General features: G+C 73.2%; 23 protein-coding genes. 6 read left to right on the forward strand and 17 right to left on the reverse strand.

What is annotated here, in order from left to right; translation table 11 throughout:
• Positions 1-69: 69 nt before the first annotated feature.
• From ABT296_RS25955 to ABT296_RS25965, 3 genes are read right to left on the reverse strand one after another with little or no spacing between them, the layout of a single operon-like run.
• Positions 70-252, reverse strand: coding sequence for a hypothetical protein (locus ABT296_RS25955; RefSeq protein WP_351931039.1), 183 nt, complete (start codon positions 250-252; stop codon positions 70-72).
• Between the two features lie 30 nt (positions 253-282).
• Positions 283-1,413, reverse strand: coding sequence for an effector-associated domain 2-containing protein (locus ABT296_RS25960; protein ID WP_351931040.1), 1,131 nt, complete (start codon positions 1,411-1,413; stop codon positions 283-285).
• A 34-nt stretch (positions 1,414-1,447) separates the two neighbouring features.
• Positions 1,448-3,691 (reverse strand): glycoside hydrolase family 9 protein, encoded by a 2,244-nt coding sequence (locus tag ABT296_RS25965; RefSeq protein ID WP_351931041.1) that lies wholly within the window; start codon positions 3,689-3,691, stop codon positions 1,448-1,450.
• A gap of 307 nt (positions 3,692-3,998) precedes the next feature.
• On the opposite strand from ABT296_RS25965, the gene ABT296_RS25970 reads away from it, so the two are divergent.
• Complete coding sequence (locus tag ABT296_RS25970; protein ID WP_351931042.1) at positions 3,999-6,374, forward strand: SpoIIE family protein phosphatase; 2,376 nt, start codon at positions 3,999-4,001, stop codon at positions 6,372-6,374.
• Positions 6,375-6,482: 108 nt separating this feature from the next.
• Here the strand turns inward: ABT296_RS25970 and ABT296_RS25975 are convergent, their stop codons facing one another.
• The 6 genes from ABT296_RS25975 to ABT296_RS26000 all read right to left on the reverse strand — a co-directional run bounded on the left by ABT296_RS25975 (position 6,483) and on the right by ABT296_RS26000 (position 12,061).
• The gene (locus ABT296_RS25975) at positions 6,483-8,228 is read right to left on the reverse strand and encodes a ricin-type beta-trefoil lectin domain protein (protein WP_502977322.1); all 1,746 of its coding nucleotides are present in this window, start codon (positions 8,226-8,228) and stop codon (positions 6,483-6,485) included.
• Between the two features lie 298 nt (positions 8,229-8,526).
• Positions 8,527-9,495: an aldo/keto reductase gene (locus ABT296_RS25980; protein WP_351931044.1), complete on the reverse strand. Its 969-nt coding sequence runs from the start codon at positions 9,493-9,495 to the stop codon at positions 8,527-8,529.
• Between the two features lie 61 nt (positions 9,496-9,556).
• Positions 9,557-10,477, reverse strand: a complete 921-nt coding sequence (locus ABT296_RS25985; protein WP_351931045.1) for an adenosine kinase — start codon at positions 10,475-10,477, stop codon at positions 9,557-9,559.
• Positions 10,478-10,567: 90 nt separating this feature from the next.
• The gene (locus ABT296_RS25990; protein WP_351931046.1) at positions 10,568-11,137 is read right to left on the reverse strand and encodes a hypothetical protein; all 570 of its coding nucleotides are present in this window, start codon (positions 11,135-11,137) and stop codon (positions 10,568-10,570) included.
• Between the two features lie 11 nt (positions 11,138-11,148).
• Positions 11,149-11,406, reverse strand: a complete 258-nt coding sequence (locus ABT296_RS25995; protein WP_351931047.1) for a hypothetical protein — start codon at positions 11,404-11,406, stop codon at positions 11,149-11,151.
• A gap of 121 nt (positions 11,407-11,527) precedes the next feature.
• A complete protein-coding gene (locus ABT296_RS26000) occupies positions 11,528-12,061 on the reverse strand; it encodes a flavoprotein (protein ID WP_351931048.1) in 534 nt (177 codons plus the stop codon).
• Between the two features lie 148 nt (positions 12,062-12,209).
• On the opposite strand from ABT296_RS26000, the gene ABT296_RS26005 reads away from it, so the two are divergent.
• Complete coding sequence (locus ABT296_RS26005; protein ID WP_351931049.1) at positions 12,210-12,659, forward strand: nitroreductase family deazaflavin-dependent oxidoreductase; 450 nt, start codon at positions 12,210-12,212, stop codon at positions 12,657-12,659.
• A 284-nt stretch (positions 12,660-12,943) separates the two neighbouring features.
• Positions 12,944-13,216 (forward strand): DUF4235 domain-containing protein, encoded by a 273-nt coding sequence (locus ABT296_RS26010; RefSeq protein WP_351931106.1) that lies wholly within the window; start codon positions 12,944-12,946, stop codon positions 13,214-13,216.
• A 98-nt stretch (positions 13,217-13,314) separates the two neighbouring features.
• On the opposite strand, the gene ABT296_RS26015 is transcribed toward ABT296_RS26010, so the two are convergent.
• From ABT296_RS26015 to ABT296_RS26025, 3 genes are all read right to left on the reverse strand, one after another.
• Entirely contained in the window at positions 13,315-13,707 is a 393-nt protein-coding gene (locus ABT296_RS26015) for a VOC family protein (RefSeq protein WP_351931050.1), read from the reverse strand.
• Positions 13,708-13,784: 77 nt separating this feature from the next.
• Positions 13,785-14,249 carry a pyridoxamine 5'-phosphate oxidase family protein gene (locus ABT296_RS26020; RefSeq protein WP_351931051.1) on the reverse strand — a complete coding sequence of 155 codons (465 nt, stop codon included), beginning with the start codon at positions 14,247-14,249 and terminating at the stop codon, positions 13,785-13,787.
• A 109-nt stretch (positions 14,250-14,358) separates the two neighbouring features.
• Positions 14,359-15,072: a TetR/AcrR family transcriptional regulator gene (locus tag ABT296_RS26025; protein ID WP_351931052.1), complete on the reverse strand. Its 714-nt coding sequence runs from the start codon at positions 15,070-15,072 to the stop codon at positions 14,359-14,361.
• Between the two features lie 159 nt (positions 15,073-15,231).
• On the opposite strand from ABT296_RS26025, the gene ABT296_RS26030 reads away from it, so the two are divergent.
• The 3 genes from ABT296_RS26030 to ABT296_RS26040 all read left to right on the forward strand — a co-directional run bounded on the left by ABT296_RS26030 (position 15,232) and on the right by ABT296_RS26040 (position 20,294).
• A complete protein-coding gene (locus ABT296_RS26030) occupies positions 15,232-16,728 on the forward strand; it encodes an APC family permease (protein WP_351931053.1) in 1,497 nt (498 codons plus the stop codon).
• Between the two features lie 12 nt (positions 16,729-16,740).
• The gene (locus ABT296_RS26035) at positions 16,741-18,372 is read left to right on the forward strand and encodes an amidohydrolase (RefSeq protein ID WP_351931054.1); all 1,632 of its coding nucleotides are present in this window, start codon (positions 16,741-16,743) and stop codon (positions 18,370-18,372) included.
• 179 nt (positions 18,373-18,551) lie between these two features.
• A complete protein-coding gene (locus tag ABT296_RS26040; protein ID WP_351931055.1) occupies positions 18,552-20,294 on the forward strand; it encodes a hypothetical protein in 1,743 nt (580 codons plus the stop codon).
• 60 nt (positions 20,295-20,354) lie between these two features.
• On the opposite strand, the gene ABT296_RS26045 is transcribed toward ABT296_RS26040, so the two are convergent.
• Genes ABT296_RS26045 through ABT296_RS26065 form a run of 5 tightly spaced genes read right to left on the reverse strand, consistent with a single transcriptional unit; the run spans position 20,355 to position 24,750 of the window.
• Entirely contained in the window at positions 20,355-21,611 is a 1,257-nt protein-coding gene (locus ABT296_RS26045; RefSeq protein ID WP_351931056.1) for a cytochrome P450, read from the reverse strand.
• Complete coding sequence (locus ABT296_RS26050) at positions 21,608-22,216, reverse strand: GTP-binding protein (RefSeq protein WP_351931057.1); 609 nt, start codon at positions 22,214-22,216, stop codon at positions 21,608-21,610. Before ABT296_RS26050 ends, ABT296_RS26045 begins: the two co-directional genes overlap by 4 nt.
• Positions 22,197-22,607 (reverse strand): DUF742 domain-containing protein, encoded by a 411-nt coding sequence (locus tag ABT296_RS26055; protein ID WP_351931058.1) that lies wholly within the window; start codon positions 22,605-22,607, stop codon positions 22,197-22,199. Before ABT296_RS26055 ends, ABT296_RS26050 begins: the two co-directional genes overlap by 20 nt.
• Positions 22,604-23,014, reverse strand: a complete 411-nt coding sequence (locus tag ABT296_RS26060) for a roadblock/LC7 domain-containing protein (RefSeq protein WP_015655861.1) — start codon at positions 23,012-23,014, stop codon at positions 22,604-22,606. Before ABT296_RS26060 ends, ABT296_RS26055 begins: the two co-directional genes overlap by 4 nt.
• Positions 23,011-24,750, reverse strand: a complete 1,740-nt coding sequence (locus tag ABT296_RS26065) for an ATP-binding protein (protein WP_351931059.1) — start codon at positions 24,748-24,750, stop codon at positions 23,011-23,013. Before ABT296_RS26065 ends, ABT296_RS26060 begins: the two co-directional genes overlap by 4 nt.
• Positions 24,751-24,997: the final 247 nt, after the last annotated feature.

A 24,997-nucleotide genomic window follows, 5' to 3' on the forward strand; every position in this document is an offset into this window, starting at 1 on the left:
GGAGCCCCGGACCGGTCCGGGGCTCCGGCGCACATTACCGGCCAAGGCCGAGCAGGAGTCGCTTCTCGGTCAACTCGGCTCGCTGCCGCCCCTGGTGCTGAACGGCCGGTCGACGCTGCTGAGCAGCTGATCCATGGCGGGCCGCAGCGCGGCGTGGCCGACCCGGGGAAGCTCGTCCAGGGAGAGATGGGACAGCCGGGGCAGCCAGGACTCGACGGATGCGGCGCCGGCCGCGTCACAGGACTCGTTCATGAGGCCCGATCGTATGCGAGAGAGCCCGCCTCACCCGGACGCCTCGTCGATCAGCCGCCGCACCGTCTCCGCCTCCGGGCTTCCGCCCGCGCACAGCAGCACCGCCTCGCCCAACTCGCTGAGGGCTCCGGGGCGTCGGGCGCAGGTGCGGAGGATGCTGATGGTGTCCAGGCGGGGGCGGCTGTGGCGGGGGATCGCCGCGCGTACGCCGACTCTGAGCAGGGCGAGGATCTCTTCGCGGCCCTGGGGTTCGACGAACTCCTGGACGGCCAGGAGGGCGTTGGTCAGGGCGCCGAGGCGGTCGGGGGTGAGGCCGGCGGTGTCGGCGGTGTCGGGTTCGGGGGCGCCGCGGGCGAGGAGCTGGCCCTCGTCGCCGTCCCAGGTGCGGGTCCACAGGTAGGTGGGGGTCTGGGCCGCGAGGCCCTCGGCGCGCAGCCGGGTGAAGCGGGTGCGCAGCCGGTCCATCAGCAGGCCGGGGTCGGGCGGCCAGCCGGTGCCGGACGCCTCGTCCTGGAGCGCGGCCAGGGCCTCCCGGCTGAACAGGCCCGTCGAGGCCCCGGCCAGGTTGGCGGCGGCCTCGCCGGGGCGGGCGGCGAACAGGACCGCCTGGTCGCGGGCGGGGCGCGGCATCGGGGTGCCGTAGTCCTCGCGGGGCAGGGGGCGCTTGGCGCGCCAGGGGTTGTGCGGGAGCTGGCAGGCGTCGACCAGCCAGATCTGGCGGGGGTGGCGGGGCGCGGCCCGGTAGTGGGTCAGGAGGGTGTCGAAGTCGAGGTTGAGGGGGTCCTGCGCGGTGGCGTCGGCGTAGAACAGCCGGCGCCGGCCCTCGGTGTCGACCACGCCGTGGCCGCCCCACACCACCCACAGCAGTTCGCTGGAGTCCGCGGCCACGGTCCGCAGCAGTGTGTGGTGCACGGTGGCCCGGTCCGCGCCGAGGACCGGGTACGGCACCCCGTCCGCGGCGCCGGACCGGCCGGGCGGCACGGACAGCAGTGCGGTGATCCGCTCGGGCGGCACACCCCGGGCGAGGAACCAGTCCGCGAACCGCATCGCGTCGGCGACAGGGCCGTCGAGCGCCCAGGGCGCCCCCGCCTCGTAGGCGTCGACGCCCACCACGACGACGGTGGTGCGGCTTGGATCGGCTTGCGCGGCGGGCGAGTTCATCTGCCCAGTGTGCCGCCCGAACGGTCTCGGGGGGTCAGCCTTGGTCGGCCACGAAGGACGCCATCCGGGTCAGTGCGGAGTTCCAGTTGATGGTGTGTTCGTTGGTGGACCAGGACTGGATGTCGTCGATGTAGCAGAACTGGCCTACGCAGCCCTGGAGTTTGCTCTGCGCGAAGGGGTCCTGGATGCTGGAGTTGGGTCCGCCCGCGAGGGTTCCGGCGGGCGGGTTCGGCTGGCTGGGGTCGAGTTGGTGGGCGTACCAGCGGGCGTGCTGGTTCCTGGCGTCGACCTCGCCGTAGCCGGTGACGTAGGAGATGTTCAGCGCGTTGCGGCCGAAGAGGTAGTCCATGCTCTGCAGGGCTCCGTCGCGGTACTTCGAGGCGCCGGTGATGTCGTAGGCGGTGGCGACGACGACGGCGTTGTGCAGGATCTGGTGGTTCGAGCCCCAGTCGTACACGTTGTCCTCGGGTGCGTACGGCATGCCGTACGCCTGGGACTTGAGGGTGGCCAGGTAGCGGTCGGCGCCCTTGGTGACGGACTGGCGGACCTTGTCCCGGCCGGGCAGCCGGTTCGGCACCGTCGCCAGGTCGAGGCGGGCGGCCGCCGCGGTGCGGGCCCAGTCGTAGCCGAGCGGGCCGAAGATGTCGGCCGTGTGGACCGGGGAGTTGAGGACGCGGTCGGCGAACTCCTTCTCGCCGGTGGTGAGATACAGCTCGGCCGCGGCCCAGTAGAACTCGTCGGTGACGTTGTCGTCGGCGTAGGTGCCGCCGCCGATGCCGTCGCTCGCGGAGGCGAGGCGGTCGGGGTGCGCGAGCGCCGCCGCCCACGCGGTGCGTGCCGCGGTGAGCGCCTTCGCGGCGAACTGCCGGTCGTAGGGGCGGTAGAGGCGGGCCGCCTGGGCGGCGGTGGCCGCGAGGTTGAGGGTCGCCGCGGTGGACGGGGGGTGCAGTTCGCGCTTCTGCGGGTCGTCGCTGGGCAGCAGGGGCAGGCCGGTCCACTGTTCGTCGTGGATCTTGTGGTGGGCCATTCCGGCCAGCGGCTGTCCGGCGGGGACCTGCATCTTCAGCAGGAAGTCCAGCTCCCAGCGGACCTCGTCGAGGAGGTCGGGCACCTTGTTGCCGCTCTCGGGGATGGCCAGGGTGCCGTCGCCGAGGCTGCCCGGGTCGCCGGTGCGGGCGTGCAGGGCGCGTTCGTAGGTGCTGAGCAGTTCCCAGACCGAGATGCCGCCGTTGACGACGTACTTTCCGTGGTCGCCGGCGTCGTACCAGCCGCCGGTGACGTCGAGGGTGTAGTCGCACACGCCGGGCTGGCAGGGGACGGCGCCGTCGCCCTGGTTGGGCGCGACGTCGACGTGGCCGGCGGGGCGGGCGTAGCCGGGGCGCAGGTCGTCGCGGATGGGGATGCCGCTGCGCTGGGTGTAGTAGTACTTCGCCGCGTCCAGGCGCAGCCTGTCGTAGGCGCGGGCGTCGATGTCGAAGGGGCGGCTGGTCTCGCCGTCGGCGACCAGGGTGAGGCCGGTGCCGCGGGTCCGGTGGGAGCCGAAGTCGATGGAGTGGACGTTCTGCCCGGAGGAGACGTCGGTGCCGCGCGGGGTGGTCCAGCCGCGGGCGGCCACGGTGCCGTCGGCGCGCCGCAGTTGCCAGGGCAGCCGGTCGGTGGCGTCGGTGACGAGGGTGGCGTTCTTGGGGCCGGCAGGCAGGTAGGCGACCTGGTTGACGCGGACCCGCGGCCCGGTGTCGGGCTCGTACGGCTCGGGCTGCACGCCGCCGACCAGCGAGACGTCGTCCATGCAGAACCGCCAGGCGTCCGCGCTGCCGCCGACCTGGAGGCCGACCTGGGCCTGGGTGGTGTCGACGGGTGCGGTGAAGGTGTACGAGTAGCTGTTCCCGGAGACGCTGAGCTGCGGCGACACCTCGAAGTAGGTGTCGTACGGCGCCACTTGGAGGCCCACGATCGCGCGGGCGACATGTGCGTCGGGGGTGCCCGAGGCGGTGAAGGAGAAGCGGTAGGACTCCCCCTTGACCAGGGTGATGTCGTTCTGGCCGACGGCGGCGTCCCAGCGGTTGGTGGTACCGCCCGGCACGTCGGCGCAGAGCTGTCCCTCGGAGAGGGCGGCGGTGACGTTGCTCGTCGTCCACCACGGTTCGGTGCTGGTGTCGAAGGTGCCGTTCCTGACCTGTTCGACCTCGTCGGCGCCTGCGACCGGGGCCGGAAGGGCCACCAGGGCCGCTCCGAGCAGGCCGGTCAGGGACAGCACGGCGGTTCTGCGTCGTTTCACGTCTGGGCTCCTCGGGGGAGGTGCGGGGTGACGCTCCCGTGGGAGCGCTCCCAGATGCGGACGCAGGCCATGCTTGTGGCAGGTGTGACGCGTCGTCAACGGTCCGGACAGGACGGGTTCGCGCGGGACCACCCGAGCGGCCCACATCCGCCCGGCGCGGCGGGCGGGGGGCGTCTCGGCCGGTTTTCGACCTTGACGGTCGAAGGGCTCGCACAGGTGGTTCCCCATCCGCCGGAGGCCGGGACGCACTAGGCTGGAACGCATGTGACCACCGGTCACTGTGAGTGTCCGCGTTGGAGTGGCGACGATGACCCCGCACGACCCGATCGACGACGCCGCGACGGCTCGGGCTGTCATCGACGAGCAGGGCACCCTGCTGGAGTGGAACGCCGGCGCCCGGCTGCTGCTGGGCTGGCCGGCGGCCGACGTCGTGGGCCGCCCCGCCGCCGAACTGCTGGCCGACGGCTCGATGCCGGTCCCGGACGGGCCGCGCTGGGACGGCACCGTCCCGCTGCGGCACCAGGACGGCCACCGGGTGCGGGTGTGGCTGCTCGCCCACCGCCGCCCGGAGCGGGCGGAGCGCTCCGCGCACTGGCTGGTGGTCACCCCGTTGGAGTCCGGCGGCCCGCGCCCCTCCGAGGATCCGCTGGCCTCGGCCGCCCTCGTCCAGTCCCCGTGCGCCGTCGCGGTCTACGACGAGCGGCTGCGGCTGCGCCGGATCAACCACGCCATGAGCGACATCCTCGGGCTGTCCGAGGACCGCATCCGGGGGCTGCGGGTCTCCGAGATCGGCGGCAAGGCGCAGAGCGAGGAGCTGGAGGAGCACATGGCCGGGGTGCTGGCCACCGGCCGGGCCCGGGACGTGCAGACCTATCTGCACGTCGGCGGGGAGCGCCGCCCGCATGCCTGGCTGGCCCGGATGGCCCCGGTGACCGACCCGGACGGACGGGTGCGGGGCGTGTGCCTGGCCGCCCACGACTTCACCGAGAACTACCTCTCCCGGCAGCGGCTGCAACTGGTCAACGAGGCCAGCGTGCGGATCGGCACCACCCTCGACGTGATCCGGACGGCGCAGGAGCTGGCCGACGTGTGCGTCCCGGCCCTCGCCGACTTCGTCAGCGTCGACCTCCTCGATCCCGACGGGGAGAGTGCGGGTGTGCCGACGCCGGTGACCGTGCCGGTCGCGCTGCGCCGCGCCGCGCACCGGTCGGTGACCCCGGGCAGCCCGGAGGCGGTGGTCGAGACGGGGCGTCTGGCGCTCTATCCGGACGGGTCGCCGCAGGCCGTCTCGCTGACGGCGGGCCGCGCCGTGGTCGCCTCGGTGCCCTCGGGCGACCTCGACGCGTGGCTCGACCGGGACCGGGTGCGCGGCGAGTGGGTCAGGGAGTACGGCATCCACTCCACGATGTCGGTGCCGATCCGGGCCCGGGGTGTGACCCTCGGGGTCGCGGTGCTGACCCGGTTCCGGCGCCCGGACCCCTTCACCTCGGACGACGTGCTGCTGGCCGAGGAGATCACCGCCCGTGCCGCGGTCTGCGTCGACAACGCCCGCCGCTACTCCCGGGAGCGGGAGACGGCGCTCGCCCTCCAGCGCAGCCTCCTGCCGCGCGAGCTGCCCCGCACGGCCGCCGTGGACGCCGCCTCGCGCTATCTGCCGGCCGCCCGGTCCGGGGTGGGCGGCGACTGGTTCGACGTGATCCCGCTGTCCGGGATGCGGGTCGCGCTCTGCGTCGGGGACGTCGTCGGCCACGGCATCCAGGCCTCGGCCACGATGGGCCGGCTGCGCACCGCCGTACGCACCCTCGCCGACATCGACCTGGCCCCGGACGAGCTGCTCACCCACCTCGACGACCTGGTGGTACGGCTCTCCGAGGAGGCCGGCGGGGACGGCAGCCCCGGCGAGGTCGGCGCCACCTGCCTGTACGCGGTGTACGACCCGGTGTCCCGGCGCTGCACGCTGGCCCGCGCCGGGCATCCGCCGCCCGTGCTGGTGCCGCCGGACGGCCCGCCCCGCCATGTGGAACTGCCGGCCGGGCCGCCGCTGGGTCTCGGCGGGCTGCCGTTCGAGTCGGCGGAGCTGGACCTGTCCGAGGGCAGTGTGCTCGCGTTCTTCACCGACGGACTGCTGGAGCACCGCGACCGTGACGTGGACGCCGGCCACTCGCTGCTCCTGGAGGCCCTGGCGGGCCCCTCGGGACCGCTGGAGGAGACCTGCGACCGGGTCCTGCACGCGCTGCTCCCGAGCGGCGGAGTCTTTGACGACGTGGCCCTGCTGCTGGCCCGTACCCGGGGGCTGGCCGCCTCCCAGGTCGCGACCTGGGACATCCCGGCCGATCCGGCGCTGGTCGCACCGATCCGCAAGCAGGTCGTGGAGCAGCTCGCGGCCTGGGACCTGAGCGACACCTCGTTCACGGCGGAGCTGGTGGTGAGCGAACTGGTCACCAACGCGATCCGGTACGGCTCGCAGCCCATCCGGCTGCGGTTGATCCATGACGCGTCCACGCTGATCTGCGAGGTGTCCGACTCCAGCCACACCGCTCCGCATCTGCGCCGGGCGAAGACCTGGGACGAGGGCGGCCGGGGCCTGCTCCTGGTCGCCCAGCTCACCCAGCGCTGGGGCAGCAGGCACACCCCGCAGGGCAAGACCATCTGGGCCGAGCTGGGACTCCTCGACGAACTCTGACTTCCCGATCGTCCTGCCCCGTACGTCCCCACGGACCCCGTCCGGTCCGGCCCGAGGGGTGGTGGACGGGCGGCCGTGCCGCCGGGGCCCTGCGCGTCGGGCCGGGGGTCAGCGGCCTCGGCCGTGGCCGCCGCCCCAGCCGCCGCCGTCGTGGTCGTCGTCGCCCCAGGAGCAGTCGTAGGGGTCGGTGGCGCAGGAGTCCGTGGCGGAGGGGGTCGGCGTCGGGGTCGGTGGGGCCGTCGTCCTCGGGGTCTTCGACGGGGTCGGGGCGGGTTCGGCCTTCGGTGTCGCGGCCCTGGTCCCGGATTCGGTCCAGTTGACCGACGCCATCTGCAGTTCGGGCTCGGAGGTGTCGATGACCCAGCGCTGGGCGCCGTCGTCCTTGCGGGTCTTCAGCACGAGCGCGCCGGAGCCGTCGGTGGCGGCCGGCGTGAGGGCCAGTTCCTGGTTCCAGCGCGGGACCATGGTGCCCCGGAGGGTGAAGTCGTAGCGGACCTTCCTGGTCCCCGTGCAGGCGCCGAGCCGCACCGAGTAGCCGAGCCGGGAGTCCAGGCACAGGTCCGGCTCGGCGGCGCTGCGCAGGCGGCCGTCGGTCTCGTACACCCACTGCTGGCCGGGCTGGGCGGAGCAGTCCGCCAGCGCGGTCTCGGCGCCCTCGACGACCTTGCCGCCGACGACGCCGACGCACAGTCCGGAGGCGAGGTTGTGCAGCCGTCCGGTCAGGGTGCCCTGGGCGGCCTCCTCGGCGCCCGCCCAGGAGGGGCCGGCGGTCGGGGTAGCGCCGACCGCCTGGGTGCCACCGCCCGCCTCGGGGGTCGCGTCGCCCTCCGAGCCCAGCGCGGACCACAGCACCAGCGGCACCAGGACCAGGGCGCTCACCGCGACGACGGCGACGGCGACGTTGCGGCGCCGCAGGGCGCGGCGGGCGGCCTTGCGGCCCATCCGGCTGCACGGGGCCAGCGGGGCGTCCGGGGGTCCGGGGGCCGGACGGTCGGCCGCGAAGTCCTCGCCGGCGACCGGCATCGCCCCGGCCACCGCGGGCGCCGCCTCGGCCGGGGCGCTCTCGTCGTCGGCGCTCAGCGCCCGGGACTCCAGGTACTCCGCCGCTCCCCAGCCGAGCACGGCCTCGGCGAGGGCCCGGCCGAGGCCGTGGTTGAAGCTGTCGAGCTGGGCGGCGGTGTCCGTGCAGTGCGGGCAGCCGTCGAGGTGGGCGCTCAGGTCGGGGTCCACCCCGACTCCGGCGCGGCGGTAGGTGACGTCGAGGAGGCGCAGATAGCGGCGGCACTCCTGGTCGGGGGCGAGTTCGCGGTGGACCTGGAGGCACTCCTCGCGCAACCGGTCGCGGGCCCGCCCGAGTTCGGCGCGGGCGCCCGCTTCGTCCAGGCCCAGCAGGCCGGCCGGTATCTCCAGCGGTTCGGCCTCGACCTCGGTGTGCCACAGCAGGCAGCGGGCCGCCTGCGGGAGCCGCTGGTAGGCGCCGGACAGCAGCCGGCGGTGGGCCGGCGGCAGCAGCCGGGCGGCGACCCGGTCGCCGCCCAGCTCGTCGGACCGGAGCTCGGGGTGGAGCAGTTCGCGCCGCTGGTCGGTGTCCCACTCGGCGGCCACCCGCCGTACGGTGACGAGGAGCTGGGGGCGCCATGCGGAGGTGGGGCCGCTCTGCCGCAGGGTCTGGCCGAAGAGGCGGGTGAAGGCGGCGGTGGTGAGCATGCCGGCGGCGCGGGCGCTGCTGGTGCACAGCCGTGCGTAGGCGAAGCCCGCCGCCCAGTGCCGGTCGAGGAGTTCGCCCACGGGCTGGAGCGCGGGGGAGGCCCCCGTCCAGTTCTTGAGTTCGGCGCTCAGTTGAGCGTCGGTCAATTCGATGGGCCGAGCGCTTCCCGCGGAATTCGGCGAGCCTGCGTCATGCACGGCGGCATTCCTCCGGAGGGCATGCGGCATTAATGGTCCATACCAAGGGGTATGCTCCGGACGCGGCCCTTTCGAAGCGTGCGACGCAAGGGAGCGACACACCTTTGCACAGGTCAGCAGCGGGGAACAAGTACTCCCTCCGTATTGTGCATCGAGTTCGGACCGCGCCCAATTGAACTCGTGTCAATAAAGGTTCGGCCAAGTCCGGCCAAGATCCGGGGTTATCGACGGCGAATGGCGGGACCGGTCAGTGACCGACGATCCCCCGGGCCGTGTAGGGCCTCTCCAGTTCCTCGATCTCCTTGTCGCTGAGGGTGAGTTCGGTGGCCGCGACCGCGTCCTCGATGTGCCCGGGCCGGGAGGCGCCGACGACGGGGGCGGCGACCGTCTCCCGTTGCAGCAGCCAGGCGAGGGCGACCTGGGCGCGTGGGACGCCCCTGTCACCGGCGACGCGGGTGAGCGCCTCGACGATGCTGCGGTCGCTCTCCCGGTACAGGCGGCTGCCGAAGCCGTCGCCCGCGCTGCGTTCGGTGACGGTGTCCCAGTCGCGGGTGAGCCGGCCGCGGGCCAGCGGGCTCCAGGGCAGGACGCCCACGCCCTGGTCCGCACAGAGCGGCAGCATCTCCCGCTCCTCCTCCCGGTAGAGGAGGTTGTAGTGGTTCTGCATGGAGACGAATGTGGTCCAGCCGTGCCGCTCGGCGGTGTACTGCATCTTGGAGAACTGCCAGGCGTACATCGAACTCGCCCCGATGTAGCGGACCTTGCCGGCCTTCACCAGGTCGTGCAGGGCCTCCATCGTCTCCTCGACCGGGGTGTGCGGGTCGAAGCGGTGGATCTGGTAGAGGTCGACGTGGTCGGTGCCGAGGCGGGCGAGGCTGTGGTCGATCTCCGTCATGATCACCTTGCGGGACAGGCCGCCGCCGTTGGGGCCGGGCCGCATCCGGCCGTGCACCTTGGTGGCGAGCACGATCTCGTCGCGCCGGGCGAAGTCGGCGAGGGCCCGTCCGACGATCTCCTCGCTGGTGCCGTCGGAGTAGACGTTGGCGGTGTCGAAGAAGTTGATGCCCGCTTCGAGCGCCTGCCGGATCAGCGGGCGGGACGCCTCCTCGTCGAGCGTCCACTCGTGCACGCCCCGGTCGGGCAGTCCGTAGGTCATGCAGCCCAGACTGATCGGTGAGACGTCCAGGCCCGTCGAACCGAGCTTCACGTACTGCATCGTCACTGCTCCTGTCTCGGGGGGCGGTACCAGCAGGAGCGTACGGCCCGACGGCCTCGGTTCAGGCCGGTTCCCCCGCCGACTCCGCCACCCTGCCGAGGAGTTCGTCTCGGTCGATGCCCTCGGCGCGGGTGGACGGCACGGTGCAGGCGTGGGCGCCGGCGACGGATCCGTACAGGGCGCAGCGGGCCGGGTCCTCGCCGTTGAGCCAGCCGAGCAGGAAGGCGGAGGCGAAGGCGTCGCCGGCGCCGTTGGAGTCGACGACGGGGGCGGGCGGGGTGACCGCGGGGACGTGGGTGAGGGTGCCGTCGTCGGTGAGCAGGAAGGCGCCGTCGGCCCCGGCGGTGGCGACGACGGCGCGGGCCCGGCCGCGCGCGGCGATGTCGCGCATGGTGCGCTCGTGGTCGGTGAGGGCGGTGGTCGACAGGAAGACCAGGTCGGCGGCGAGCGCGAAGGGCTCGTGGTAGGCGTTGACGCCGTCCCAGTTGTGCAGGTCGGTGGAGAGGGTGAGGCCGGCCTCCCGGAGCACGGGCAGCGCCTGGGCGCAGGGGTGGGTGATGACCACGTGCGCGTGCCGGGCGGCGGCGGCCAGGGGACGCAGGGTCTCCTCCGGGAAGCGGTCCTCCGCCCGGGAGCGCGTGTCGTCGTAGAGGGAGAGCCGGCGGCCGTCGGGGCCGACCAGGTTGACGGCGCGCTTGGTGCCCGCGGGCTGCGGCACGGCGGTCAGCGGGATGCCGTGGTCGCGGTGGAGGGCGCGGACCAGGTCGCCTTCGGGGTCGTCGCCGAGCATGTCGAGGTGGTGGGTGCGCAGCCCCAGGGCGGTGAGGCCGAGCGCCACGAAGTCCCCGCTCTGTCCCGCGCGGGCCGTGATGCCGGGCCGGATCATGTAGCTGTCGGCGTACGGCAGGGGCAGTTCGGGGACGTGGACGATCGTGTCCACGCCCGCGCCGCCCAGGACGAGGACGTCGGTCTCGGTGCTCATGCGGGGTCGTTCCTCTCGGCTCGGAACCGTGAGTCAAACAGCCCGGGGACGAGCAGTGCAAGAACTTGCCGCAGTTTGCCGCAAGTACCGTCATCGACGGGTGGCCGAATCCTCGGACTCCGCGACCGCGGAAGGTTCGCCGTGCCGCGGCCCGGTGCCCAACTCCGCGCGCATGGCGTGCAGTCGACGGTTCTGCAGGCGGCTCTGGTAGACCATCCACCCGATGAACACCACGCTCAGCACGGCCATCCCGATGGTCTGCCGCGGTCCCGCGGTGAGGCCCGTCAGTACGGTGACCGTGGTGAAGAGCACCGCGAGAAAGGCCAGTGCCGCGCGGCGGTGCCGGGTCCGGTGCAGGCGCTGCTCGACCAGGCCGCGCATGGCGGTCCGCTCCCCCGCCTCCGAGGGTGCCTCGCCGGTGCGCAGCCTCCGGTCCAGCGACAGGACGTCGTCCGTCCCGCCGCCCGCGGCCCGCTTCTCCCGGCGGCGCACGGCCAGTACGACGCAGAACCCGCCGACCGACACCACCGCGGTGCGCAGCACCACCGACAGGAACGAGGGCCCCGGATACAGCAGCGTGATCAGCACGCCGGCGGCCAGGACGGACAGGGCGAACTGCGCCCACGGATGCCGCGCGAGGAAGGTGTCGATGCGTCGCATGCCCCGCCCCCTCATGCCCGGTTCCCGCGCCGGTGGCCGGCGTACACCGCGGCGCCGGCGATCGCCAGCAGGACCCAGGCGACCGCGCTGTACGCCCAGGCCGTGGTCCCACGCGCGGTTCCGACGGAGCTGACCGCGGCCCACAGGGCCAGGACGACGCACAGAGCGGTCCACGCGATGTCGGCGAACCTGCCACGCAGTTGCTCACGCTGACGGGTGCCGGGCGGCAGCGCACCCGGTTCGGACCCTGACTTCCCTTGCGACCGCACGGGCCTTCACTCCTCTCGACCGACCGGATCTCCCGACTACCCGCCCGATCGGGGCACACTCCCGCAAAGAGCGCCCCACATGCGGAAGTTGAGGGTCCGCGAGGGCGCCGACCCGGGCCCGCTACGGGGCTGCCAGCAGGTCCAGGGCCCGGTGCCAGCCGAACTTTGGCCGGGTGCCGTCCGGGCGCGGTTCCCCGGTGTACGGCTCGCCGACGCGGACGCCCATCTCCCGCAGGCGCGCCAGGCTCTGCCGGTACGCGGGGTGGACGGCGAGCGCGTCGGCCACGCAGGGCAGGGCGGCGACCGGGACGCCGAGGCCGGACGCCTCGCACAGGGTGGCCACGGCCAGGGTGTCGGCCAGGCCCGCCGCCCACTTGTTGAGGGTGTTGAACGTGACGGGCGCGACCACCACCGCGTCCGGCGGCGGGAAGGGCCGCGGATCGGCGGGGGTGCGCCAGGCGGAGCGGACCGGGCGGCCGGTGAGCGCCTCGACGGCCTCCGTGTCGAAGAAGCCGTTCATCGCGGCCGGGGTCGCGATCACGCCGACCTCCCAGTCCCGCTCCCGCGCGGCGGCGACGAGTTCACCGACGCCGGCGGCTGTGCCCGCGGCGCAGACGACGACGTAGAGGAAGGGCTTTCCGGCCTGTTCGATCATCCGGGAACCCTACTGAACGGGCGGCGCCGCCCGGCTGCCGCTCGGCGTGCCTTTCGGCCGGGGCGGGCGCGGGTCGGATGAAACGCGCACGCATCTGTGTTGAATGGGGGGAGATCAGTCGAAGGCACACGACGACGGGATTGACGACATGCCTCTTGACGGCGAGTACGAGCCCAGCCCGGAGCAGTGGGTGCGCGACCAGGTGGAGCTGTACGAGAGCTCCGGCGGTACCCGGGGCACGACCCTGCGGGAGACCGGGCTGCCGGTGATCGTGCTGACCACGCTGGGCGCCCGCAGCGGGAAGATCCGCAAGACCCCGCTGATGCGCGTCGAGCACAAGGGGAGCTACGCCGCCGTCGCCTCGGTGGGCGGCGCGCCCCGGCATCCGGTCTGGTACCACAACCTCAAGGCCGATCCGCGGGCCGAACTCCAGGACGGCACGGAGAAGTGGGACATGACCGCGCGCGAGATCACCGGGTCGGAGAAGGACGCCTGGTGGGAGCGGGCAGTGGCCGCGTTCCCGCAGTACGCCGAGTACCAGCGCAAGACCGACCGGGAGATCCCGGTCTTCGTGCTGGAGCCGGTCGACGGCAGCTGACCCGGCCCGGGGAAAGATCTTGCCCGGGTGACGCATGAAGCTCCGCCCGCCGGGGCACCCGAGGATCGGGCCCCGCCGCGTTCCCCCGTCGCGGCGGGGCCTCCCCCTCGCGTGCGGCGCGGCGTGGACGAGGCCCCGGCCGGTGCCCGGTCCGTATGGCGGATCCGGCGGCGCCGCGAGAGGCTGGGCCGTCGGGACTCCGGCACGGGCCCGCCCCGACCACACAGGAGGCAGACGTGGGCAAGAAGCCACAGAAGCTGAAGCTCCCCCTCGCCTACAAGCCGATGGGTTTCGCGATGGGCTGGGTGGGCGGCGCGCTCGCCGGCCTCGCGTTCCAGGCGACGTGGAAGGCGATCCGGCACGAGGACGACGCCCCCGACCCGCTGGACCGGGACCGCGGCTGGGGCGAGGTGCTACTGGCGGCGGCGCTCCAGGGCGCCATCTTCGCGGTGGTCCGCAGCGCCGTGAACCGCACGGGCGCGAAGGCCGTCGAGCGGTCCACGGGCGTGTGGCCGGCCGGGGAGAAGAAGCCCGCCAAGAAGACGGTGGACGCGTAGTGGTCCTGGTGTCCTGCTGACGGATCTCCGTGGCGGAAGGAGCGGCGGGCGGGCGCGTGTGCCGGGCGTCGCGACGCCGCGGAGATCCGTCAGCAGGGCTAACCCAGCTTCGGGGCCGTCGACGGCGCGCAGCGCAGGGTGAAGGAGTGGCCCGAGGGGTCGGAGTAGCCGCGTTCCTCGAAGGGGCTCGCGGCGTCCTTGGTCTCCAGCGGGCGGCCGCCGAGGCCCACGACCCGGCGCTCGGCGTCGTCCAGGTCCTCCACCACGAACTCCAGATGGACCTGGAGGGAGTTCTCCGGCCGGGGCCAGCTCGGCGGGGTCGCGTTCGCGTCGCGGCGGAAGGCCAGCCGGGTGCCGTCGGCGCCCCTGATCTCCACCCGGTTGGCGCCGACGCCGGTCTGCTCGCCCTCCAGCAGTTCCGTGTAGAACACCGCGAGCTTCTCGGGTTCGGCGCAGTCCAGGACCAGGACGCCCGCCTTCACCAGTGCCATGTCTCCTCCGTACGGTCGCGTGCGCGGAGCCGGACCGCCCCGCCGCCCTGACCGTCGGATATCCCGGTGTGCCGGAATCAGTCCGCGACCAGCCACACTCCGTCGCGCAGCAGGGTCCGCCCGTCGAGTTCGTTGGCCTCCCGCCATGCCTGGATCCGCCGGGGCCGCACCCGGAAGTACAGGTAGCGTCCGCCGAGTTCGCGGGGGTCGAAGCCGGTGCGCCCGGCGAACCGGTCGCCCTCTCCTTCGCGCAGTCGGTCGACGGTGAGTGTCTCGACAGTGCCCTCGATCATCACCACGTCGCGGGTGGGCCCGAGGCCGAGCCGTACCGAGCCGGTGGCCTTCAGGTTGCGGCCGGTGGGGCTGGTGGCGGGGGTCGACAGCAGCAGCGTCTCGCCGTCCCAGAGGAACGACAGCGGCACCAGGTGCGGTGCCGCCCCGTCGGGGCCCGCGGTGGCGACCCAGAGGTCCTCGTCGTGCTCCAGCCGGTGCAGGGTGTCGAGCTTGCGCTGCTTCGGGGATCGGGCGGGCGGCGGGGTCATCCGGTACAACCTCCTGGCGGGAACGCGCGAACACGGTGGCGCCGGAACGGGGTTGCGTGGCGGGGCGACGCTTGAACCGACCGGCGGGCGCCAGTGTGGCAGTACTCGATCAAGCCTGTCCGAGGATTTCCGCCAGCCGCGCCTCCGCGGCGGCCAGCAGCAGGTCCAGGGCGGCCGGATAGGAGCTGTGCGGCATGTCGGCGACGAGATGGCGGGCGGTCGCCGCGATGTTCGGGTGGGTGTCCGCGGGCAGCCGGGCGTAGGTCGCCTGCCACACGGCGCGCTCGGCGTCCTGCGCGGCGCGCGGCAGGGCGGTGCTCGCCGAGTCCAGGGCGCCGAAGGCGAGGCACTGGTCGACGAAGGCGTGGTAGACGCGGACCGCCTCGGCGTCGGGGAAGCCGGCTCCGCGCAGCACGCCGAGGATGGCCTCCACGGCCCGGATCTCGTGCGTCCGGCCGGTCACCCGGTAGGCGCTGAGCACGGCGGCGCGGGGCTGGGCGAGCGCCCCGGCGTGCATCCGCAGGCCGAGGTCGCGCAGGTCGGCGCGCCAGTCGCCGGTGGGCCGCCAGGTGCGCAGGGTGCGGCCGATCAGTTCGTCGGCGACGGCCAGCATCAGATCGTCGGTGTGCCGGAAGTAGCGGTACAGGGAGCTGGGGTCGGCGCCGAGGGCACGGCCCAGTCGGCGCACGGACAGGGCCTCGGCGCCGTGTTCCTCGATCAGCCGCAGCGCGGTCGCCACGATCAGCTCCTCGGACAGGACGACGCCCTGCTTGGTGGGGCGCCTGCGGCGCCGGTCGGCGGCGGGGACGACTCGGTCGCTCATGGTTCCTCCCTGGGCGCGGTGCGGCCGGGGCGCCTCGCCGGGGGCGAGGGGCTGTTGCGCCGCACCTTATGACAACACCGTTGACCTGTGAAGCGCCCGACCAGTTTCATGTGCGCTCACCGGGGCCGACCAGGCCCCCTGGTGCGAGCGGAGCCCGCCATGACCGTCACTCCCCCAGCCGTGGACCCACCCGCGCTGCGCAAGTCGCTCGGTGTCCTCGACGGCGTCGCCATCGCCGCCTCCAGTACGGCGGCCACCACCAGCATCGGTATCGGCCTCGGGGTCACCGCCGGGGTGGTGGGCCTGCATCTGCCGGCCATCATGCTGCTGGCGTTCCTGCCGGTGCTGGGCATCGCGGGCGCCTTCGCCCGCCTCAACCGGGTCGAGCCCAACGCGGGCAACGGCTACGTCTGGGTGGGCCGTTCGCTCACCCCCTGGCTGGGCTTCATGGTCGGCTGGGTGAGCATCGTGGCGACGGTGGCGTTCCTCGCCTACACCACGGCGATCACCGGTTCCGCGCTGATCCAGCTGGCCGGGGACGCGGGCCTGCACCGGCTCGGCGGACTGGACCTGGACCCGGGTTCGACCGCGCAGACCACCGCGGTGGGCGTGGTGGTGCTGGCCGCGGTCACCCTGACGGCGGTCACCGGCATCCGCAAGGCGGCCCGCCTCCAGGGCTGGCTGCTGGTCTTCGAGTACGCGGTGCTGCTCGGCTTCTGCGGATACGGCATCGTCACCGGCCCGCACGCCTTCAGCGCGAGCTGGTTCGACCCCTTCGACATCCCGTCCCCGACGGCGCTCGCGCAGGGCCTGCTGCTGTCGGTGTTCTGCTACTGGGGCTTCGAGGCCGCGTTCAGCGTCAACGAGGAGGTCCGCGACCCGCGGGACGCCTCCCGGGCCGGCTTCATCACCCTGTGCACCATGCTGGGGATGTTCCTGCTGGGCTCGGTCGCGTTCCAACGCGTGCTGTCCGAGGAGGAGTTGGCCGGGCACGGCGCCGAGGGGCTGGCGTACTTCGGTGAGCGGCTGGCCTCGCAGCCGCTGGCGGTGCTGCCCCTGGTGGCGCTGATGTTCTCGGCGGTCGCCTCGCTCCAGGCGGGGGTGATCCCGGCGGCCCGCGGGATGTTCGCGATGAGCCGGGACCGTACCCTCGGGCCGGTGTGGTCCAGGGTCAGCCCGCGGTTCGGGACGCCGGCCGCCGGGACCCTGCTGATCGGCGCGCTCGCGGCGGCGGTCGCCGCGCTCTCCCTGGTGATCCCCCGGCTCGCCGACCTGATCATGGCGACGGTCACCGCGGTCGGCATCATCGTCGCCCTGTCCTACGCGCTGACGGCGCTCGCCGCCGCCGTCCGCTTCCGGTCCCTGCTGCGCGAGGACTGGCGGCAGGGCGTGCGGGCGGTGGTGCTGCCCACGCTGAGCGCGCTGTCGCTGCTCGGCCTCGGCGGCTATCTCGGCTGGTCCTTCTACACCTCCGCCGACCACTTCGAGGTCAGCGCCGACAACGGCTGGTTCCTGCTGGCCACTCCCCTGACGATGATCGCGTCCGGCTTCCTGGCCGCCGCCTGGGCCCGCTGGGTGCGCAGGTCGCCGTACTTCCGCACCGGCCGGGGCACCGACGCCGAGGCCCCGCAGCTGATCCCGACAACCCCTGCCTAGGAGACGGAAACCATGCACGCAGACCTGCTCTTCACCGGCGGCCCCGTCCTCACCCCCGAGGGCCGCACCGCCACCGCCGTGGCCGTCACCGGCGACCGGATCACCGCCGTGGGCCACGGCGAGGTCGGGGACCTGGCCGGGCCGCGCACCGAGGTGGTCGATCTCGCCGGGCGGCTGCTGCTGCCCGGGTTCCAGGACGCCCACGTCCATCCGGTGCCGGCCGGACTGGAGATGACGCAGTGCGATCTGACCGGGGCGCGCACGGCGGCCGAGTCCGTCGCCGCGGTCCGCGCCTACGCCGAGGCGCACCCCGAACGGGAGTGGATCACCGGCGGCGGCTGGTCCATGGAGGCGTTCGAGGGCGGTACCCCGACGAAGGAGCTGCTGGACGCGGCCGTCCCCGACCGGCCGGTGTACCTGCCCAACCGCGACCATCACGGCGCGTGGGTCAACAGCCGGGCCCTGGAGCTCGCCGGGATCACCCGCGACACCCCCGACCCGGCCGACGGTCGGATCGAGCGCGACGCCAACGGGGAACCGAGCGGCACCCTCCAGGAGGGCGCGATGCGGTTCGTCGGGCGGCTGACGCCCCGGGCCGCGCCCGAGGACCGGCTCGCGGCGCTGCTGCACGCCCAGCGCCATCTGCACTCGCTCGGCATCACCGCCTGGCAGGACGCGCTGGTCGGCGACTTCCTCGGGATGGACGACCCGGCCGAGGCGTACCTCGCCGCCGCCCGCGCCGGTTCGCTGACCGCGCGGGTGGTCGGGGCGCTGTGGTGGGACCGGGGGCGGGGGGCCGAGCAGATTCCCGAACTCGTCCAGCGGCGCGCGGCGTTGAGCCACGGGCGGTTCGGGGCGGGCACGGTGAAGCTGATGCTGGACGGGGTCGCCGAGAACGGGACGGCGGCGCTGCTGGATCCGTACCTGGACGGCTGCGGCTGTGCCACCGCCAACCGGGGCGCCAGCTTCGTCGACCCCGCCCAACTACCCAAGTATGTAACCGAGTTGGACGCGCTCGGTTTCCAGTGCCACTTCCACGCCCTGGGCGACCGGGCGGTGCGTGACGCGCTGGACGCCATCGAGGCGGCGCGGGCGGCGAACGGGCCGAGCGACACCCGGCCGCACCTGGCGCACCTCCAGGTCGTCCACCCCGACGACGTAGCCCGGTTCGCCCGACTCGGCGCCACCGCGAACATCCAGCCGCTGTGGGCGGCGCACGAACCGCAGATGGACGAGCTGACCATCCCCTTCCTCGGCGCCGAACGGGCCGGATGGCAGTACCCGTTCGGTGCCCTGCTGCGCTCCGGCGCCCGGCTCGCGGCCGGCAGCGACTGGCCCGTGAGCAGCCCCGACCCGCTGGAGGGCATCCATGTGGCGGTGAACCGGGTGACCCCCGGGAGTACGGGAGCGGTGTTCCTGCCGGACGAACGCATCGCGCTGGAGGCGGCGTTGACGGCGTACACGGCCGGATCGGCGTACGTGAACCACCTGGACGACACCGGCCGGATCGCCGAGGGGGCGCTGGCCGACCTGGTGGTGCTGGACCGGGATCCGTTCGCCGGGCCCGCCGAGGAGATCGCAGCGACCCGGGTGGCGCAGACCTTCGTGGGGGGCGAGCGAGTGTACGCAGCCCAAGTGGCTTGAGCAGTAACACAGATCACGGCCGGGTCACGGTGTAGATCATTTACGCTCTGGGCAGCATCGTTCCGCTTCTCGATTCAACTTGCTTATCGGGAAAGCGCGTTCGACCGGGCGGGCGGCCGGACGGCCGCCCGCCCGCAGGGCCGGGGGGACTCTGCTCCACTCCTTCCGAAAGGAAACGCATGCCTCAGGACGTCCGGCTCGACCTCCCCTCCGGTGGTCAGCAGACAGCCGTCGACAGCTCGGTCCCCACGCAGCCGGACGCCCGGCTGCGGTCGGCGCGGGAGGGTGTCGCCCTGGCCCGCTTCCTGGAGAGCCACCTCGGAGCACGGACCGAGGAGTTCCGTGCGGGCGAGGAAGCCGCCCGGCGGCGGCTGGACGCCCTCGGCTCCGGGGCCGCCGGCACCACGCTGCACATGGAGGGCGCCCTGCGGACCGCGTCGCGCGCCTTTCTCGAACCCGACGACGAGGGCCGGGCCCGGCTGAAACGTCTCGACGCCGCGCTCAGCGTGATCGAGGCGGCCTTCCCCCAGGTCCGCACCGACATCGAGCTGTGCCGGCTGACCTGCGCGATGCTGGAGGGGGCCTGGCGGACCCGGGCCCTGACACCGCCCGAGGACGCGGAGCCCGCGGCCGACTGCGCCTGCACCCTGTGCCGGGCGCTGCCCGAGCCCCCCGCGCGCACCCTGGCCGACTACGGCTGGCGGCAGAGCGCCGGCCAGCCGCTCACCGTGAAGACCTGGCCGTACCACCGGGAGCTCGACAGCGTCCTGACCGGCGGCTGGTCCCTCGCCCGGCAGATCAACGACCACGAACTCGATCTCGGCCTGCGGTACCTCTTCGAGGACGACATCCTGCTGTTCCACGAGTACAAGCGCGTCATCGACACGATAGACACCGGGCAGCTCACCCGGCTGATAGAGGACCGCCTGGCCGAGAACTTCAGCACCAACAGCGCGCGGGCCCTGGTCTGCGGGCTCTACGCGGCCCACAAACGGTCCGTGGACGAGTACTGGCTCCAGCAGCACGCCGCGGGCGAGGTGGTACTCCCGCAGACCAACCCGCTCGGCCGGAGCACCTACTCGGCGCTCCAGATGATGGACTGCCTCTTCTGGCACGTCTCGCCCGACACCGAGCTGTGGCAGGAGGAGCACCTCACCTCCCTGCTGCTGTGCCGCGTCGTCGACGACATGTCCGACGTCCGGGCCGACGCCCTCACCGGCGAGATCAGCAACTTCTGGCTCTCCGCCATGCCGGCCCACACCAAGGCGCTCCACGCCGCCTCGGCCGTCTCGCTCATCAAGTTCGGCTGCCTGCCCGAGGCGCACACCGCGATGTGGAACAGCTGGCTGATGACCAGCACCGTCGTATGGATGGGGCTCACCGGGCGCCACGCCCTGTGGTTCGACGGCATCACCCAGGGCCTCCCGCCGGCCGAGGAGTGCGCGCTGTGCGACCTCCAGCCGGGCGCCCACACCGGCATCCTCACCCACGGCGCCACCCTGACCTTCGCCGAGCGGCCCACCGCGGCGTCGCTGAGCCCCCGCACCGCCGAGCTGTCCGCCCGCTGCCGGGCCGAACACCCTGGCACCTGGGCCCTGTTCGACAGTGAGCTGCACGCGTTCGAGGCGCTGCACGGACCCTGGTACGGCGACACCGACAGCATGTGGGAGATCCTGCGCCGTACCTACGTCGCCGCCGTGGAGGCGTCCGCCGCCGGGGCGTCCACGGACCGCGCCCGGGAGATCCAGCAGGACTCCGGCGCCGTCGGCGCCGAGCAGTTCCACACGCTGCACGACCCGCGGACCGGGCGGGAGAACACCGCGCTGCTCGCCTACCTGTTCGGCTGCGCCCACCCGCACTTCCTCTGGAACGCCACGGGGTACCGGCCCAGCGAGCTGGAGGGCGACTGGCTGGACGGCTGACGCACCGCTGCCCGGCCGGGTGGTCCGGCCGGGCAGCGGCGTGCGTACGGGTCCTGGGTTCTAGACCGTGAACTCGACCGGGAGGCTGTCCAGCAGGGACATCCAGGTGGAGGCGGTCGCGCCGAGTTCCTCCGGCGGCACGGCCAGGCGCAGGCCCGGCAGACGGTGCAGCAACACGTCGACCGCGACCTCGATGATGGACATGCCGATGCTCTGCCCGGGGCACTCGTGCGGTCCCGAACCGAACGCCAGGTGGGCCTGGTTGCCCTGCACGGAGGCGCTCGGGTCCGGCCGCACCTCGGGGTCGTGGTTGCCCGGGGCGAGACCGAGCACGAGCAGGTCGCCCTCCTCGATGGAGTGCCCGCCCAGTTCGACGTCGCCGGCCGCGAAACGCCCCGGCAGGACGGCCAGCGGCGGATGGTTCCACATGGCCTCCTCCATCACCGCCGTGATGGTCAGCTGGCCGCTGATCAGGCCGGAGAGCCGGGCCGAGTCGGTCAGGACCAGCTCCAGCACCCGGGCCAGGAGGCTGGTCGTGACGTGCGCGGCGATCAGCACCGCGCGCAGGTGCGCCACGACCTCGTCGTGGTCGAGGCCCGCGTGGTGCTCCAGCAGACCGGTGGCGAGGTCGGAGGCGGGCTCGGTCCGCCTGCGCTCGGCGAGTTCGCCGAAGATCTCCCGGATCACTCCGTCGTGCGTGACGGCGTCCTCGCCGCCCTTCATCACCTGGGCGCAGGACGCGACCAGGCGGCGCCCCTCGGCCTCGGCGAGCCCCAGGATGCGGGCGGTGACGAGCATCGGCAGCAGTTCGGCGTAGTCCGCGACCAGATCGGCGCGGCCGGCATCGGCGAACGCATCGATCTGCTTGTTGGCGAAGTGCGTGGCGTGGCGCCGGATGCCGCGGTCGGCGGCGGCCTGGAGGCTGTCACTGACCGCGCCGCGCAGCCTGCGGTGGGCCTCGCCGTCCTGGGACACGCAGTCGGGGCGCCAGGCGAGCATCGGCACCAGCGGGGAGGTCTCCGCGACCCGGCCCTCCCGCCAGTCCCGCCAGATCCGTCCGTCCCGGGCGAACTGTCGGGGGTTGTCGAGCACACGCCGGCTGTCCCGGTAGCCCAGCACCAGCCAGGCGGCGATGTCGCCCTCCAGCAGCACCGGCGCGACCGAGCCGTGCTCCTTGCGCAGCCGCTCGTAGATGCCGTGCGGGTCGGTCGCCGCCTCGGGGCCGTACAGCCGGACCGGTTCCGTGGAGCGGTGCGCGACCGGGCAGCCGCGCGGGGTGTCGGGGCCGGCCGGGCTCTCGGGGTTCTGGTCGTTCATCGCGGCTCCAGGGCTGCGGTGGAGCGTTCCTTGAGATGGCGCATCAGGGTGATCAGCACATCCCGGCTGGAGGACCGGTCCCGGGCGTCGCAGACCACGATCGGGGTGTGCTCCGGGACGTCGAGGGCGTCCCGTATCTCCTCGATGGGGTGGTCGGTGGAGTCCGGGAAGACGTTGAGGGCGATGACGAAGGGCACGTCCTGCCGCTCCATCTCCTCGATCGCCCGGAAGCTGGAGGCGAGCCGGCGGGTGTCCACCAGCACGACCGCGCCGAGCGCCCCCTTGAACAGGCCGTTCCACAGGAACCAGAAGCGTTCCTGGCCCGGGGTGCCGAACAGGTACAGCATCAGGGTGTCGTTGAGGCTGATCTTGCCGAAGTCGAGGCTGACGGTGGTCTCCGTCTTGTCGGCCACCCCGATCAGGTGGTCGACGTCGGCGCTCGCCTGGGTGAGGGTCTCCTCCGTGGTGAGCGGCTTGATGTCGCTCACGGAACGCACCATGGTGGTCTTCCCGGTGCCGAACCCGCCGGCGATCATCACCTTCACCGAGCGGGTGCCGCCCGACCCCGCCGGCTCCCCGGGGTGGTCAAAGCCTTTCAAGTCCACTGAGTACCTCCTCAAGCAGCGCGAGGTCGGGCCCGCGACCGGCGCCGTGCACCGGGATGGGGTCACGGGCTTCCACGCGGCCTGCCTCGAGCAGGTCCGCCAGCAGCACCGCGAGAATGTTGAACGGTAATCCGAGGTGGGCGCCGAGTTCGGCCACCGACAGCGGATCGCGGCAGCGCCGGAGGATCTCCTCGTGCTCGTGCTGCAGGCCCGGTCCGGGGGCCGCGCGGGAGACGATGAGCGTCGCCACGTCAAGGCTCGACGACGAACCGCCCGGTCCGCTGCGCCCCTTGGTGAGGACGTAGTAGCGCTCGAGACCTTGGGGGTCCCCCCAGCTCGAGCGGTGCCGAGAGCTCGGGGGAGGGTCCGTGGGCCGGCGGGGGGCACTCATCCAGAGTGCTCCTCCAGGCGCGGGGTGGTGCCGAGCAGTTCGCCCATCCTCCGCGCCAGATCCCTCATCTGATGTCCGAGCAGCCCCTGGTCGAGTCCCTCCCGGGCGAGGACGCCCAGGTAGGTCTCGACACCGGCCCGTACGACGAACAGGTGGCCGCCGTCGACCTCGATCATCGCCAGCCGCAACTGCCCCGCGTACTTGGGGAACTGCTCGGCGACCGGCTGGGCCAGCGCCTGGAGCCCGGCGACCACGGCGGCGAACCGGTCCACGTCGTCGGGGTCTTCGGCGCCGTAGGAGGTGATGGCCTTGCCGTCGCTGGAGGCCACCAGGGCGAAACGGATCTCCGGGATGGACTCCACGAGATCGCGGAGCGCCCAGCTCACGTCGGTTCCCTGCTGCGTCATGCGGACTTGTCGCTCTCTTCAGTCTGGTGCTCGGTGGACTCGCGCCCCGCGGTCGCCTCGGGGCCCTCGGCGGTCCCGCTCGTGGCGGGCTCCCGGCCCGCCGTGGCGAAGGCGGCGAGACCGGCGAAGGACGCGTCCGGCGGAACCGCCGCGACCGCGGTGCCCTCGCCGCGCTCCGCCCGCTCGGCGCGCTCGGCCGGCTCGGGGCGGGCCGGCTCGCCGCGCCTGCTGCGCCGCCGGGGCAGGCCCCCGGGCGTGGTCTCCACGTCCGGGCGCGCCTCCGTACCGGCCGGGGTGACGGCGGTGCGGGTCGGCAGTTCCGTCGCGGCCGCGGGGGCGGCCGACGGGGCCGCCGGGGGGGTGACCGGGGCGGCCGCGGGCAGCGGGCTGAAGTACTTGTGCGGGACCACGACGACCACCGAGGTGCCCAGCCACGGCGAGTCCGCGTAGGTGACGCGGATGCCGTAGCGGCGGGCCAGAGCGCCGACGACGCGCAGGCCGATGCTGGCGTCCTCGGAGACGCCGCCCAGACCGGCGCCGGGCGCGGTGCCCAGGAGCGCGTGCTCGGCCTCGCGCTTCTTCTCCTCGCTCAGGCCCTTGCCGGAGTCCTGGATCTCGATGCCGACACCGTTCGGCACCTCCTTGCCGGAGACGACCACCGGCTCGGTGGGCGGCGAGTAGCGCGCCGCGTTGTCCAGCAGGTGCGCGAAGATCAGCGTGAGGTGGTCCACCAGGCCGCCGTCGACGCCGAGTTCGGGCAGATGCCGTACCTCGACCCGGTGGAAGTCCTTGATCCGGCCGATGCCACCGCGGACCACGCTGAGCAGTCGCTGGGGCTCCTGCCACTGCCGTCCGGGCCGGTCCGAACCGCCGAGCACGCCGACGCTGGCGGCGAGACAGTCGGCCGGGCCGATGGCCTGGTCGAGCTCCATCAGACCGCGCGCCACGGACGGCAGCCGCCCGTGCTCGCCCTGCATCTCGTGCAGCCGGCCGCGCAGCTTGCTGGTCAGGACGTGGATGCGGTTGCCGATGCTGATCACGGCCTGCTCGGCGGAGGTCGAGCGGTTGAACTCCGCCTCGACGCCCATCAGGGAGGTCCTGAGCACCTTGCGCAGCTCGGCCTGGAGCTCCGGACCGACCGCAGCGTCCCGGCGGGTGGCCGGCAGCAGGTCGTCGACCGCGTCACCGGCGCGCAACCGCTCCAGCGCCTGGGGCAGTTGCTCCCCGGCGAGCAGGGCGACCGCGTCGTGCTGATGGGCCAACTGCTCCCTGAAAACCTCGGCCTGGTCGGCCAGCTGGGCCTCGTAGGACTGGGCCTGCGCGGCCAGGCGTTCCTCGAACGCCCTTGCCTGCTCGGCCAGTTGGGCCTCGTAGGCGCCGGCCTGCTCGGCGAGGTGGCCCTCGGCGGAGGCGCGTTCGCCCTCCTGGGCGACCCGCTCGGCGGCGAACTTCCGCTCCAGAGAGGCCACGTGCTGCTGCCACTGCTGGGAGTGCTCGGCCTGCTGGGCGCGGAAGCCGATCTCGGCCCGGCCGAGGCGGGTCCGGGTGCGGACCAGCAGCCGCACGCACAGGGTGCCCGCCGCGGTGGCGGCCGCTCCGGCCGCTGCCACGGCTATGCGCTCGGAGCTCATGAATGTCGCGGCTACCGTCCCGCCGCCTAAAGCGAGCGGCATGAGCCACCAGCTGTACCAGGCGACAGGGGCCCGCGCCGCCGGCGGCGGAGTGGCGAGTTCCATCTGCATCCTTCGAACCAACACCATCGAAAACAGGGGGGTGTGCAAGGGCGCACTCACGAGTACGCACCGCGCGAGACCGGTCACGAAGAGGTCAACTCGCGGTGCCGTACGGGAGCTTATCGGGTTCGCAGGCAAAAGGATCAACCACACCCGGTCAAGGGAGGTGCGGCTTCCGTCACTCTCCGCCACGAATCGGCCAAATCGAACTGGACAGATGTCCAGGTATGCTGGACACCCGTCCAGGAAA

Origin of the sequence: Streptomyces sp. NPDC000983 (assembly GCF_040299205.1) — a bacterium.
Classification (GTDB): Bacteria; Actinomycetota; Actinomycetes; order Streptomycetales; family Streptomycetaceae; genus Streptomyces.